We start from the raw sequence: 15,151 nt of genomic DNA on the forward strand, positions 1-15,151 counted from the left end.
TAATCAACTGCTTCAATCATCTCTATCATTTTAAAATTCATCATGATGAATTCGGTTTATTAAATATTAATGCTGTTTTTTTTTAAAAAACAGCATTAATATTTTTACACCCTTGCTCCGTCGGCTTAAATAAACACAAAAATAAAGTTCTACTCAGTTCACACTTATCCGGAATTATTTCACACTTATTCAATTAATGAATGCAGTTACTAGTTTTAACTTCCTGTTTGGTGAGGTTCTTTTCTATCTTAGTGATGGTAACAAGTTATATATCTTGTTCAATTGAACATTTTAACAACAAAATAAATGATAAAGCCTCTCCTGTTTAACATGCAAAACAACCAACAGATTTAATACTAAATTATAGAAATAGTTAATTAAATCATTAAAAAAACATCTAAGAATATTTAATTTATTACATTAAAATGAATTTTTAATTATATGTAAATCACAACAAACTAATCACAAATGCATGAAATATAAATCTATTTTTTTCTTTAACTTTTTCTTTATTTAAGCCAGTCTATATACTCTCAAAAATATACAATGGCAAAAAATCTTTTGGAGAATCCGGCGCTAAAACGGCAAAATCTGTTGTACAAACACCCGATGGAGGATATATCATCGAAACGTTTACAGATTCTTCGTAAGCATTCATGACAGGTCCGGAAAAAAGATTTTCAATAAAAAGTATTTTGAAAGTAAAGTCTCTATCAATACTTCCGAATTTACGAATGGTGTTTATGTCATTCAAGTTGAAGATCAGAAAAAAGACCTGCTGCCCGAAAAACTAATCATTAAAAAATAAATAGAGAGTATCATGAACAAACTTTTGTTCTGATTTGAAAAATACGCTTATAGTTAACCTTCCTCTTTTAACCTAAACCCTTAAATACTAGAAGGTGTTTTTATTAGAAATAACTATTAGAAACTCCAAGCTTAATTTTCATTAACCACTCCTCTATTTTTTCAACCATTTATTTTCAATTGTCTATTTCAACATTAAATACTTATTGCGTATGACAAAATTTTCTACATCATCAACACTTCTTCAGTGTTATCAATTAATCTTTAATCTATATGACCATGAAACATAATATTACGCTATGTTTTCTTTCAATAGATTGTATTTAAAAAAATCAGATTAGTGTATCTAATCAATTTAATGTTTAACTAAATAATTTTTTATGAAAAAAATCTACTTATTTTTTCTAGCCATTTTACTGTCAATGCAAAGTTTTGGGGCACAGTATGAGTATGGTGATAGTGCCTATTGTACAAGTAATACAATGTCATTTACAAGTGAGACAACTTCCAATTTCAGACAATGGATATATTCTTCGTCTGATTTTGCTGCTGTATCTCTGTCAGGAAATATAGTGGCTAGTGGTAACCCAATCGCCAATTTAACGGTGAAAATGGGAACAATGGGTTTAAAGCATATGTTTAATGCGTTAAATTTAAATTCATGAAAAAAATTACACGACAATCAATACTCAAGATACTGTGTTTAAGCACTAAAGCTTTATTCTTATTGTTATTTGGTATGGTTTTGCCTGTTACTCAAATACAAGCACAGACTTTCTCTTATACAGGAACTGTACAATCGGTAACCCTTGCTGCAGGTTCTTACCAGATAGAAATGTGGGGTGCAAATGGAGGTGGAGGATATCAGAGTGCTTTAATAGCCAATGGAGGTAAAGGAGGTTATTCTAAAGGTACCCTAAACGTTTCTGCTTCCACAACTTATTATATTTATGTTGGTGGTAAAGGAACTGATGCTACGGGTACCGGTGCTGGTACTGTTTATTCAGGCGGTTGGAATGGCGGAGGAGATTCCGGTCAAAATAATTATACAACAGCTTCTTCGTATCGCGCAGGTGGTGGCGGTGGCGGAACTGACATCAGAACAACACAAAACACAACCTATGCTAACAGGATTATTGTAGCTGGCGGCGGCGGCGGCGGTATATATATTACGACTTATCCGGGTGGAAATGGAGGAGGAACTTCAGGTGGAAACGGAGGAAACACCTACTTTGGAGCCGGAGGTACACAAACTGCCGGAGGAGCCGCTAATGGAAGTGCTGGTAATATAGCCGGAACAGTCGGAGCATTGGGGACAGGTGGAAATGGAGGTACAGCGGCTACTAAATCCGGCGGCGGCGGCGGTGGCGGCGGCTATTATGGCGGCGGCGGCGGTGCTACTGGTAATGCTTCATCATCGCAGGGTGCTGGTGGTGGTGGCTCTTCTTATATCGGAGGGGTGGCAGCGGGTTCTACTATCGCATCTGGCGGTTCTGGTTTTGTTACCAATCCCGATACTACGGGTAATGGTAGGGTCGTTATTACATCATTAGCAGCTTGTACCGGTACACCTGTTGCAGGAACTGCAGCAGCCTCGGTAACCAATACTTGTGCGAATGTTCCTTTTACTTTAACGCTTACTGGTGCTTCAACCGGAGGTGGTATTACTTATCAGTGGCAAAGTTCTCCTGCAGGGGCAAATACGTTTACCAATATTACCGGTGCAACAACGGTATCTTATTCTATAGCCAGCCAAACGACAGCTACCGATTATCGGTGCGTTGTAACTTGTCTTAACGGTGGAAGTACTCAAAATTCCAATATAGTTGCAGTTGCACAAAACTCAGGGATAATATGTCTAACTTATTGTGCAGCTGTGAGCTCCGGAGGAACAGGTACGCTAATTAACAATGTGCAGTTTGGCAGTATTAATAATAATTCTTCGGCTTCTCAACCTACAGCAACACCCTATTATATTTATTACCCTTCTGCAACTACCTCTGTAACAATAGGTACTTCTGAAAACATAAGTATCACCATAGGTCCTGCAGGAACTTATACCGGGGCTATTACTTCTGTATGGATTGACTGGAACCAAGACGGAACACTAAGTTCCACAGAACATTTTTATGTGGGACCCGGTAGCGGCTCTGCAGGTATACCTTCCGGAACAACCTTAACTGTACCCGTATCTATCCCGGTAACAGCTATCCCCGGAACTACCCGTATGCGTATCCGAACCAGAGGAAATGCCAATCAAAATCTTCCTACGGATGCTTGTACGAATTTCGGATCTGGTGAAACAGAAGATTATAATATTACCCTTCTTCCAGGTATACCTTGTTCAGGTACGGTAACAGCAGGTACAGCAGTGGCTTCTGTTAACAGTGTTTGTGTAGATACCCCTTTCAGCATTTCTCTGACAGGCGCTACAGCCGGGCTTGGAATTACCTACCAATGGCAAAGTTCTCCTGCAGGTACTAATACCTTTACTAATATAGCAGGAGCAACAAGCACGTCATATTCTGTTGCTAATCAGACAGCATCTACGGATTATCGCTGTATTGTAACATGTACCAACAATGTCAATACTCAGACATCAAACATTGTTACTGTAAACCAAAAGCCACCAACTCAATGTTATTGCACTCCTATTTATACTACAGGTTGTAGTAGTGGTGACAACTTAAACAGTTTTGTTATTACTGGCGCAGGTAGTTCTACGATCAGCGACTTGAATACAGGCTGTAATGGTGGAGGCTATTATGACAGAACAACGGCTTTCTCTCCTGTAAATCTTATCGCGGGACAAACTTATCCGGTTCAGATTAATACGACTTATGCCTTTCCTACATCTGAAAAAGCCAGTATCTGGATTGATTTTAATGATAATGGGGTGTTTGATACCAATGAAAAATTATTAACGGATCTTCCATTGGCAACCAGCCCGTCATTTGCTACAGCTAACATCATCATTCCTGTTACTGCCCAAGCCGGTGTTCACAGGATGCGTGTACGTGTAGTGTATGTTACTACAAACGTCAATGCCTGCGCTTCCGCAGCCTGGGGTGAAACACACGATTATTTGGTCAATGTACAACCTTGTACTACTCCTACTCCTGTCGTAACAATGGTTTCTATTACTCACAATTCAGCAAGTGTTACTTGGTCTCAGGATGCAATAGGAGCTAATTCTTACCAACTCAGATATCGTAAGGTAGGATCTACTGGAGGTTGGTTACCTGCAACTGGTCCGATAGACAAGCCAGCAATTGCTCCGGGAGCATTACAAACTGAACCTCTATCAGGATTAGACCCAGCTACTTTATATGAGGTAGAAGTAGTTGCGCTTTGCAGTACAACCAATATGGGAGCTTATTCACATAATGAATTTTCAACAAAATGTGATCCGGCTCCACCCAACGTAACTGTTACGAATATTACCTCAACTTCAGCAGTGGTGAACTGGTCACCATTGGCAGTAAGTGCAACCTATCAGATGCAGTGGAGAAAAGTAGGAGATCCAACATGGATCGGACCGATTACTTTACCGAATCCACCAGCAAATACTTATACACTTCCTTCTCCAGGTTATACTTTAACACCGTATACTCAGTATGAAGTTCAGGTAAGAAGTACATGTGTAAACTCGACAACGCCTAACCCATGGTCAAGCTTATCAAGATTTACCACAGAGAGAACATGTGAAATTCCTCCACCGGGATTAACTATTCTTGAATTAAAACCAACAAGTGCAAAAGTTCAGTGGGATCCTTATGTAGGCCCTGATGCAACAGGTAAATATATTCTGAGATATAGAAAAGTAGGAATTCCAGGATGGACTAATGTTCCAGTGTCAACAAATCTTTATACCCTAACCGACTTAACAGAATTGACTAAATATGAAATGCAGGTAGCGAATGTATGTAGTGGTACTCCGGGTAACTATACTTTACCATACTACTTTACTACGCCTACTGTGATCTATTGTCAGATGGGAGCTAATACAGCTTCAGGAGATTATATTTCCAAAGTAACGGTTGCTCCTAATGGAAAACCACAGATGTTAAAAGCTTCCGGAGCATCTAATTATACCGATTATACAGCAGATCCACTAGCACAGATCGAGATGATTCAGGGATCAGTAAATAATCAACTTACAATAGATAAGGTAGTAACAGGAGATGCAGGCGTTGTAGCATGGATTGATTTTGACAGAAACGGAGAATTCGATATCAATGAAAGAATCTTAGTTTCGGGCCCAAACAATGCAGCAGCAGCAACGACAACATTCAGCGTACCATCTGATGCTTTTGTAAGCAATGTAGATTATATGTATGTAGTGATGAGAGTAGCTTTAATGAAAGGAGGACTTCCTGTAAACTGTACCAACTTCGATAAAGGAGAAGTAGAAGATTACACAGTAAGAATCACTAAGAAAGCAGCGGTTAATGTATTGAATCAGTCAGATATCTTAATTTACCCTAACCCGGTAAGCACTGTATTGAATGTAACGAATATCAGCAAGCGAGCAAACTATAAGATTTATAGTGCAGCAGGTCAGTTGATCTCTAGCGGAATCATTTTAAACAACAAGGTTGATGTTCACGCACTCATCAATGGAATGTATATAATTGATATTCAGGATGGCTCAACTTCGGTTCAGAAGAAATTCATCAAGGAATAATAATTATTTGATTAATTTTTTAAATGAATAAGCTCTCATTTCTGAGAGCTTATTTTTTGTAAATATTTTAAAGATTTTTAAACCTCAACCTCGTAGAAACATCATTTAATATTGGTTTTACGATTATTCTTCTATATAAAATAGAGAGGTTTTTTAATTTTCTTCTGTCTGATGTATTGGAAAATAGCTCCAGCGACGAATATAATGCCTTGACTAAAATCTTGACCAAACACAAAACAAAGGCTTAAAAAACAAAACAACCCACCGTAAAACAGCAGGTTGTTTATTTAACATTGTGACCGCAGAAGGATTCGAACCCTCACTGTTGGAGCCGAAATCCAAAGTTCTATCCATTAAACTATGCAGCCCTATTCATGAGTAATGAGTAATTAATAATGTGTAATTTCAATATTATTAATTACTCATTGCTTATTACTGATGATTTAGAATGTAATCTTTACTCCTCCCAAAATCTGAGCCCCAAGAACTTTATATCCTTTATAGGTCTGATATTTTGAGCTTAGAAGATTATTTCCGAGTGCGAAAATACTGAAATTTTTGTGAATTTTATACTCTGCCGAAAGGTTTAGATCTGCATAACCACCCACTTTATCATTAGTATCTTCAGTAGATTGATACATCATCGGACTTCCAACTCCCTCAATCATAAATGAATTCGTTGTTCTGTCGCTGGCGAAAATCCCTTTAAAACCTAATAATAATTTTTGGTCAAGCATCGTATATTTTGCTCCGATACTTGCTGTAACTAACGGAACATTATAGATATTTTCATAGTTTTTCAAATCAAACTTCGTGAATTTTGCTTCAGCATCCAATACTAAGTTAGCCAAAGGAAAATATTGTAAGCTTCCTTTGATATCACTCACGTTTCCGTCATCATAAACTGCAGAGAAGGTATTCGCAAAATTGTAAGCAGAACGGTTCAAGGTATAATTATTATCGAATAAGCCGTTTGCTTTAAAGAACATAATGTCTCTCATTTTTCCGTATCCTGCTGAAACATCATATTTGAAAGTTTCGTCGATATCGCCTCTTAAACCAACATAAAAATGGTATTTTGTTTCTGTAGGTCTCAAATACTGATCTGAAACGATGAAAGGATTTTGCTGTAATAAATCAGCATACGTATTCAGTTTTAAACCTCCGTCAACTCCACCGTAAAATTTGAATCCGTTGATCGCTGCATATTGGAATTCCGCTTGAGGGAACCAGTATGTTTTGTTATTTTTCAGTTGTTCAGACATCAGGTCATTTGAATTTTTCGCATTCAAAAACTCAAATGAAGAACCCACCATTAAATAAGAATCTCCCTTTCTGAAGGTTACTTTCGGGGTTAAATTCGTATTGAAAAAATTAGCCGAGTTTTTATCTCTTATTGCAAATTCACTCTTTACTGCTTCTAAGCCAACTCCTAGGTCTGCATTCAAATTAATTCCTGATTTTCCGATTTCAACGGCATGCTTGGAAAGATTAGCCAATACGGAAACCTGATTCTCCTGTGCATCGAAATGATCTTTTAAGAAAGATGATTTTACTCTTACATCATTCAGAATTTCATTAGAATAAAAATCATAGTAACCGTTTACTTTAAACTGGTTGACTCTCTGATCCACATCTACATCTCCCGGTTCCAGTGCGTAAATTCCGTAGTAATTGTAGCTATTTAGATTGTATTCCGCATTTAAATTGAATTTTCCTTTATCTCCGTAAGAATTAAGAAAAGCTCCAAGCGTTGTAGCACTTTGCTTAGAATCCCAAGGATACTCTTTTTTCAGTCCCTGAGTGGAAAGAAAATGTGCATCTGCTCCTACTTCAATTTTGTTTTCCAATGTTTTCGAAATATTGGCATCTCCAAGAATCTTTCCGTAGTTTCCCATTCCGAACTGGATATAATTATTCTGGGCAGTTCCGTCAAATTTAGGCGTCACATCTGCTCCCTGAATGGTTGAAGTTTTGAAATCCGAAACTGCAGGAACATCTGTAATGCTATATTTTACAGGATTCTGGGATTTCTCCTCTGGCGGATAGTTTTTAATGGTCTCCACAGAAGTTTTCTTTTTTTCGATCTTCTTTACTTCCGGTTCTCTTTTTTTATTAAGAATCAGTTTTTCTTCTTTGATCTGGGAAAACGCCACGGACGAAAACCCTAAAAATATGATGGATAATAATTGAATTCTTTTATTCATTACTTTTTGTATTTAAGTATTTATGTAAAAAGTATTAATGATTTTTCAGTTATATAAATACATTCTACGTAATACATTAGTACACTTTTTTACTTTTTAATTGACTTCTTTACTTCTTTCGCTTCCGCTACAATCTCAGGGAAATCTTTGTAGTTTTCAATGATCTGATCGCAGGTATAACTTGCCTGATAATTATCTTTTAATCCCAGGTAGTTTTTAGCCATCAATACCAATGCTTTTGCTCCCCAATATTCTTCCGATGCGTAATTATTAGCCAGTTTAAAGATAGTTTCATTCGAAGATTTGAATGCCTTTCCTTTATTCTGATAGAACGCTTTTACATAAAGAGATTCCGCAGCAACCGAAGTATTCGAAGACTTTTCAAGAGAAACGTAGGCTGCTTGTGCATCCTTGTCTTTTCCTGAATTCATCAAACTTCTCGCCTTGATCACTTTTGCTGTTTCAATCACTGCAGCAGAGTTTTTAGTATTGGCAATTACCGCATCTGCCAATTTCTCAGCTTGAGAGAAATTCTTTTCATCTGCATAAATTTTCATCAATTCTACATTCGCATAGTTTTTAATGCTTACGTTTGATGAATTTTTAATGTTTTCCAGATATTTCTTAGCTTCTTGAGTGTCACCTTGCGTTACATAAATCTGTGCTAAACGGGTTTGCGCATCATCCTGATAATCATTCTGTACATTCGCAACTTCCTGTAAAACAAGCAATGCTTTTGTCGTATTATTGGTTTGGTAATAACTTTCCCCTAATTCATATTTTGCCTGATAAAGCCCCTCTCCTGTTGGATTTTGCGTTAAATATTTCTCATAATAAGAAATCGCGTTCTTATAATCTTTCTTCGTGAAATATTGTTTTCCTGTAGACAGATTGATTTCGTCAATTTCCGCAGCATCTACATTAATACCAATATTTTTGGCAAAGCTTTCATATCCTGCAACATCACCGTTTTTCGTAAAGATTGGTTTTGCAGCCTGAACAATTTTCTCTGCATAAGGTGTATTTTTATATTGCTCACCCAAAGATTTCAATTCAGATAATGCCTTCTCATTTTGGTTTTGATCAATATAATTCTGCGCTCTGTAAATAGAAGCATTAGCTACCAAATCTTTATCAGATGAAGTTTTAATAACTTTATTAAAGAAATCATTTGAGTTATTGAAATCATCCTGAGCCGCATAAGCTGTTCCGATTTCGTATTGAGCATCATCATAATATTCAGAACCCGGATATTTTGACAATAGACTGTTTAAGTTGGTAATTTTCGCCTGAGTATCTCCTTTAAAACCTAAAGCCATCGCTTTTTGGTACAAAGTATAATCTGTAGCGTCTTCGTTTTTATCATAAATAGCAATCGCTTCATTCAGATCATTATTCGCATAATGGATATCTGCCAAACGAAGTTCTGCATCATTTTTAAATTCAGGTTTCGGGTTGGTTAAGTATTGTTTAAAATACGTTGCCGCCTGATCGAATTTTTTAGATTTAAAATAAGCATATCCTAAATCGTAAGGTAATTGTTGTTTTTCCGGGAACGTTTCGTTCAACAATTTTTCATAACGAACAATGGCTGAAGGATAGTTTCCTTTTTGATAATATACCTGTCCTAGCCAATATAAAGCTCTGCTGTTGAATTCTTTGTTAATATCAAACTCTAAACTTCTCAGGAAATATTTTTCAGCTTCATCATAGTTTCCTTTATTAAATTCTTCCGTTCCCAATAAATAAGAAACTTCCTGATCTACTTTATCAATATCTGGAGACGAAGTCTTCAGTTTATCTATCGCGTTCAGCGTTTCCTTAAAGTTTCCGGAATACAGATAAGATTTCACCAAAAGGGATCTCATTTCTGATGCATTTCCGGCATCCTGGTTTTCATTGATGTAATTTTGGATCACCGTAGAAGGACTTTCAAACGGGTTACCGATATCGTAACTCAATTTTGCATATTGTTCGTGTGCCAGTTTTTTCACCTTCGGATCATAATTCATCTGGTAAGACGAACGGAATGCAGAAAGGGCTTCCTGCTTTTTATCTACCGCCAGATAAGCATTTCCAAGCTGGTAATATGCATTCTGAGCCAACGCAGAATTGCTGTTCAGCAATTGATTGTAATAAGAAACTGCTTCATCATATTTTTTAAGCTGAGCCGCTACAAATCCCATCTCATACAAATCATTTTCAGACGGATTCTGTTGAACACTCAAATATTCTTTTAAATGCGGATAAGCAGAATTATAATCATTCTTCATGAAATAACTTTCACCAATGATCTTGTGAACTTCTGCTTTATAAGAATCCGAAATATCTTCGTTCAGTAAAGCATTACCTTCAGTAATCGCCTTATCATAATCTTTATCATTATAATACATCTGTACATAATACGGACGTACCAATTTAGAATATTTCGGCTGATCTTTTACGGAATCAAAATAATGGAATGCTTTATCATTCTGTCTGTTTGAATAATAAAGGTGCCCCAACATATAAGCAATATCACCTTTTTGGGATTCATCAGCCGTTTTATAGGCTTCTTCCAAAGCATCTGTTGCGCCTTTAGAATCTCCCAACATAAATTTAGCATATCCTAACTTTAGAATATACTGTGTATTTTCTTCTTTTGAAAGTTGGTATTGGTTCACTTTTTTCAGAGTCTCCAAAGCCTTGTCAAAATCCTTTTTAGCCAAATAATAATCAGCCAAAGGAAGATTCGCCTGAGCAAAGTAAGCCGAATTAGGATATTCTTTCATAAAAGCAGTCAATCCTTCCTCAGCATGATTTTTCTGAAGAATCACTCCGATGATGTTATCAAAAAACTGCGCTGCTTCTTTTCTTGATCTAGACAAATTCTGATTATAAAAATATTGTCTCGCATATTCAAATTGCGAGGCATTATATATTTTAGTCTGATAAAGATTTTCAGCGAGATTGAATCTGTAATTTTCTTTTTGTGTAAAATATTGGGACTGTTGAGCCTCGGAAATTCCGAAATACACCACCGCAGCCGCTAGAAGTATTTTTTTTGATTTCATTAATATCAAATTTTAAAATGTTTAAGCCCTGAAACTTGGCTGAATATTTTAAATTGAAGGTGAATTTTATCCACAATTCATCAACGAAAATATTGAAAAGATATTGTATAAACAAACGTTTTAACATATTGTTAATTTGTGGATTATTTTTTAATACTTCTTAACTTTTCCATAAGAAATCTTAAGAAAATCAAAATTATTTCAGAGAAATAATTACATTTGCTTTTTTCAAATCAAATATAAGATTGGATGAGTCAACTTTTTAGAAGGAAAATCTATTCAGAATCAGATACATCGACTAACCTTTTGAGGGTTTTGGGTGTTTGGGACATTGTATTTTTCGGTATTGCAGCCATTATTGGCGCAGGAAGTTTCAGTAGTTTGGGAGAAGCCGTTTTCAGAGGAGGTCCCGGTGTTATTTTATTATATTTGATTTGCGGCTTTGCCTGCGGTTTCACTGCACTTTGCTACGCAGAATTTGCAAGTAGAATTCCGACAGCAGGCTCTGCTTATACCTATGCTTACGCCAGTTTTGGGGAATTAATTGCCTGGATTATCGGTTGGGCACTGATTATGGAATATTCTTTTGGTAATATTTATGTTGCCTTTTCATGGTCAGACTATTTCACCAGCTTTTTAGAGCGTTTAGGAATGCACATTCCGGATTATCTGACCTGCAGTTATACTGAAGCTAAAAAAGCGGTCATGAGCGGTTCTGAAAACAAAGAATTGCTTAACGCCTGGAAAACCGCTCCATTACTAGGAAGCTTAAAATTCATCGTAGATGTTCCCGCTTTGGTTATCAATGGATTGATTACCTGGTTATGCTACGTTGGAATGAAGGAAAGTAAAAACTTCAATAATTCCTTAGTGATCTTAAAATTAGCCGTAATTGTTTTGGTTATTTTGGTAGGCTTCTCTTACATCAACACGGAGAACTGGACGCCAATAAGCCCTGAAACAGGAACTCCTTCTTTCATGCCGAATGGTTTTGTAGGAGTAATGAGTGCTGTTTCCGGAGTTTTCTTTGCCTATATCGGTTTTGACGCCTTAAGTGTACTTTCCGAAGAAACAAAAGATCCTCAGAAAACATTGCCAAAAGGAATGATCATTTCTTTGGTTTTATGTACAGTTATCTATATCGCTTTAACGTTAGTATTGACCGGAATGGTTGATTATAAAAAATTCGACGGCATTGGAGATCCGCTTTCATTCATCTTTGAAAAAGGAAATGCCAATGTTGCATGGATGGAACTTACCGTTTCATTTATTGCAATTGTTGCGATTACCACAGTACTTTTAGTGTTCCAGATGGGACAGCCGAGAATTTGGTATGCTATGAGCCGTGACGGACTAATGCCTCAAAGATTCCAGAATGTACATCCAAAATACAAAACGCCTTCATTCGCTACGATTGTTACAGGAATAGTAGTAGGTATTCCTATTTTATTTACAGATAAAACATTCATCTTAGATTTTACAAGTATCGGGACGATTTTCGCGTTTGTTTTGGTTTGCGCAGGTGTTTTAATGCTTCCTGCAAAAGAAAAAATAAAAGGAAGATTCCACTTACCCTACGTGAATGGAAAAATCATTTTCCCTGTTATTTTCATCGGAGGATTAATTGCTTTTTATAAATGGCAACCGGAGTTTTTCCACAATTTAATGGACTGGAAAGATCCTAAAGAAGGTGAATTCAGAGCTTCAATTTTCTTTTTCATATTGATTAATTTGGTACTTTGTGTCTGGACTTTCGTTAAAAATCTATCTTTAATTCCGCTAATCGGTTTAAGTTCTTGCTTATATCTTCTTACCGGAATGAGCCACGACAATTGGTTCTGGTTCGGACTTTGGTTCGCTATCGGATTAGTTATTTACTTCTTCTACGGATACAAAAACAGTAAATTGGGTAAAGCCTGATTTCTTAAAAACATAAAATAAAAAGCAAAGTTGTACATACAGCTTTGCTTTTTTTATTTACTCTTCTCTTTAAAAATGGCGAACTTATTGCTGCTTTTTCTGCAAAAATCAACACCATGTCAGAAAGAATTAAAACCTTCAAAGAATTTTATGTGTTCTATCTTACTGAACATCGTAAAACAGGAACAAGAATTTTCCATTTCATAGGAACTCTCCTTGTATTTATAGTCATTGGATATGTCATCAGTTCCGGAAAAGAAAGATTTCTCTGGTATATTCCTATTTTCGGATATGGCTTTGCGTGGCTCAGTCATGCTTTGATCGAAAAGAATAAACCTGCTACTTTTAAATATCCGTTATGGTCTTTACTCTCTGATTTCAGGCTGTTTTTTGAATTATTAATAGGTAAGCAAAAGTTTATTGAGACCAAGTCTTAAGAGATTCATTTAATATGCAGCTTCTACAACATCATAATGAATAGTATTCAGCATCTTTTCCAGCATTGCATCTTTATCTTTAACCGGTTCAGGAATATAACTTGAAAAAGTCATTGTTTTATCTTTATTTAAAGTTACGACGACCTCTTCAAGAATATTCTTCTCATCTGCATAAAACTGAATTCTGTTGTCTTCTATTCTCCAAAAAGAAAGTCTGGGTTCCGATATTGTACAGTCCCCTACATTTCCTTCTACATAGTTATAAATCGCAAAACCGTCTTCTCTTATAGAATAGTTTCTCATTAAACGGCATTGATCAAAATCTTTTACAATCTTCTTCTTTCCTTCATAAAAACCGGATTCTTTCAGCTTCCAAAATCCTATAACATCTTCCTTTTTCAGTTTCTGTGCACTTACAAAACCACCGCAGATTACAATCGAAACTGAGGAGAGAAATATTTTCATCATTTTTTCTTTTTCTTAATTTTTTATTCATCTTAGTATAAAACCCAACATCAAATATTAATATTCCAGCCTTATATTTTCGGGGCTTTATAATTGTGAGTTTCAAAATAAACAATAAAAAAAATACGCCACAATAGAAGAACTGCGACAATTCAGACTGGAAGTTCGGCATGGTAATTGCGAGTAAGGTTCTAAAATCAAGTTTATGAAAAGTATAGCAACCATTCTAAAAGGGGCAGTTCCTGCGTTAGCATTATTCGCAATGACACAATGTACAACCACTGCAGGTGTATCCGCAGCTGATGAAAAAACTTTTATCGTAGGACCACAAACCGCAGACTGTACAGGAGTAGCTCCCATGAAATGCTTACAAGTAAAAGAAAAGGCAACAGATAACTGGAGTAATTTCTATACGAATATTGAAGGATTTACTTATGAACCAGGATATGAATATGTATTGAAGGTAAAAACTGAAAAATTAGAAAATGTACCTGCTGATGCATCTTCCATTAAATACACTTTAATCAAACAGATTTCAAAAACGAAAAAATAAATAAAAAACCTCCGAAAATTTCGGAGGTTTTTTATTGTTATATATTACTTGGTCTATTATGATCATGCTCTTTCGGAGGTTGCGGATAATTTCCTTTACTAGCCTCTCCTACTGTATTCGCAGTGGTCATGGCTACCACAAGATCATTAAGCATTCCGCTGGCTGCAGTAGGTGAATTCGGAAGCAATACCAGATTACTTCTGTTATTTGCACCTACCGAATGTAGCGTATCATAATGTTGTGTCACTACAATTAATGCTGATGCTTCATGAGAATTAATATCTACATTATTCAGCATTCTTACAGATTCTTCAAGACCTTTTGCAATCTCTCTTCTTTGGTCCGCAATACCTTGTCCTTGTAATTTTTTAGACTCAGCTTCTGCTTTTGCCACCGCTACAATTCTGATTCTCTGTGCTTCAGACTCATATTCTGCGGCTGTTTTTTCTCTTTCAGCAGCGTTGATTCTGTTCATTGCATGTTTTACCTGCTCATCCGGATCAATATCTGTTACTAAAGCTTTGATAATATCATATCCATAGCTGTTCATCGCTTCCTGAAGCTCTCCTTTTACAGCAATGGCCACATCATCTTTTCTTACGAAAACATCATCCAGTTTTAACTTTGGAACCTCTGCTCTCACCACATCGAAAACAAAAGAGGTAATCTGATTTTCAGGATTTTCTAAACGATAATAAGCATCACCCACCTGAGTTCTGATTACCTGATATTGTACGGAAACTTTCATTTTAATGAAAACATTATCCAGTGTTTTAGTATCAATGATTACATCCAGTTGCTGGATTCTCAAATTCAGCCTTTTGGCAATTTGATCAATAATCGGAAGTTTAAGATGTAATCCGGAATGTTTTACCCCCTGAAATTTTCCAAAACGTTCAATAATCGCTGCAGTTTCCTGTTTTACCACAAAAAACGAAGCGAACAAAATAATTAATCCGAAAAAAATAACGGGTGCTAGAAAAAGACTCATAGTGTTTTAATTTTATTAATATGTCGCAATA

At 36.1% G+C, this 15,151-nt stretch carries 10 protein-coding genes and 1 tRNA gene; 6 read left to right on the forward strand and 5 right to left on the reverse strand.

All coding sequences use genetic code 11. The features are described 5' to 3' along the window. Window positions 1-676: 676 nt before the first annotated feature. From LV842_RS02695 to LV842_RS02705, 3 genes are all read left to right on the forward strand, one after another. Window positions 677-808, forward strand: coding sequence for a T9SS type A sorting domain-containing protein (locus LV842_RS02695; RefSeq protein ID WP_233110058.1), 132 nt, complete (start codon window positions 677-679; stop codon window positions 806-808). Window positions 809-1,187: 379 nt separating this feature from the next. Then, window positions 1,188-1,472: a hypothetical protein gene (locus tag LV842_RS02700; RefSeq protein ID WP_233109918.1), complete on the forward strand. Its 285-nt coding sequence runs from the start codon at window positions 1,188-1,190 to the stop codon at window positions 1,470-1,472. After that, window positions 1,469-5,494: a GEVED domain-containing protein gene (locus tag LV842_RS02705; protein ID WP_233109919.1), complete on the forward strand. Its 4,026-nt coding sequence runs from the start codon at window positions 1,469-1,471 to the stop codon at window positions 5,492-5,494. Before LV842_RS02700 ends, LV842_RS02705 begins: the two co-directional genes overlap by 4 nt. Window positions 5,495-5,790: 296 nt before the next feature. Here the strand turns inward: LV842_RS02705 and LV842_RS02710 are convergent. The 3 genes from LV842_RS02710 to LV842_RS02720 form a co-directional block, all read right to left on the reverse strand. Continuing rightward, window positions 5,791-5,862, reverse strand: a tRNA-Arg gene (locus LV842_RS02710). A 75-nt stretch (window positions 5,863-5,937) separates the two neighbouring features. After that, the gene (locus tag LV842_RS02715) at window positions 5,938-7,701 is read right to left on the reverse strand and encodes a TonB-dependent receptor (RefSeq protein WP_233109920.1); all 1,764 of its coding nucleotides are present in this window, start codon (window positions 7,699-7,701) and stop codon (window positions 5,938-5,940) included. 89 nt (window positions 7,702-7,790) lie between these two features. After that, window positions 7,791-10,754 carry a tetratricopeptide repeat protein gene (locus LV842_RS02720; protein WP_233109921.1) on the reverse strand — a complete coding sequence of 988 codons (2,964 nt, stop codon included), beginning with the start codon at window positions 10,752-10,754 and terminating at the stop codon, window positions 7,791-7,793. A gap of 249 nt (window positions 10,755-11,003) precedes the next feature. Between LV842_RS02720 and LV842_RS02725 the strand changes: the two genes are divergently transcribed. Both LV842_RS02725 and LV842_RS02730 read left to right on the forward strand, forming a co-directional pair. Continuing rightward, the gene (locus tag LV842_RS02725) at window positions 11,004-12,674 is read left to right on the forward strand and encodes an APC family permease (RefSeq protein ID WP_233109922.1); all 1,671 of its coding nucleotides are present in this window, start codon (window positions 11,004-11,006) and stop codon (window positions 12,672-12,674) included. A 116-nt stretch (window positions 12,675-12,790) separates the two neighbouring features. After that, entirely contained in the window at window positions 12,791-13,111 is a 321-nt protein-coding gene (locus tag LV842_RS02730) for a DUF962 domain-containing protein (protein ID WP_233109923.1), read from the forward strand. 9 nt (window positions 13,112-13,120) lie between these two features. Here LV842_RS02730 and LV842_RS02735 read toward each other — a convergent pair whose 3' ends face one another. Next, a complete protein-coding gene (locus tag LV842_RS02735) occupies window positions 13,121-13,579 on the reverse strand; it encodes a lipocalin-like domain-containing protein (protein ID WP_233109924.1) in 459 nt (152 codons plus the stop codon). 202 nt (window positions 13,580-13,781) lie between these two features. Here LV842_RS02735 and LV842_RS02740 point away from each other — a divergent pair, with 202 nt between their 5' ends. Next, entirely contained in the window at window positions 13,782-14,129 is a 348-nt protein-coding gene (locus LV842_RS02740) for a DUF4377 domain-containing protein (RefSeq protein WP_233109925.1), read from the forward strand. A 37-nt stretch (window positions 14,130-14,166) separates the two neighbouring features. On the opposite strand, the gene LV842_RS02745 is transcribed toward LV842_RS02740, so the two are convergent. Continuing rightward, complete coding sequence (locus LV842_RS02745) at window positions 14,167-15,120, reverse strand: SPFH domain-containing protein (RefSeq protein WP_233109926.1); 954 nt, start codon at window positions 15,118-15,120, stop codon at window positions 14,167-14,169. Window positions 15,121-15,151: the final 31 nt, after the last annotated feature.

Origin of the sequence: Chryseobacterium gwangjuense (genome assembly GCF_021311115.1) — a bacterium.
GTDB lineage: Bacteria > Bacteroidota > Bacteroidia > Flavobacteriales > Weeksellaceae > Chryseobacterium > Chryseobacterium gwangjuense.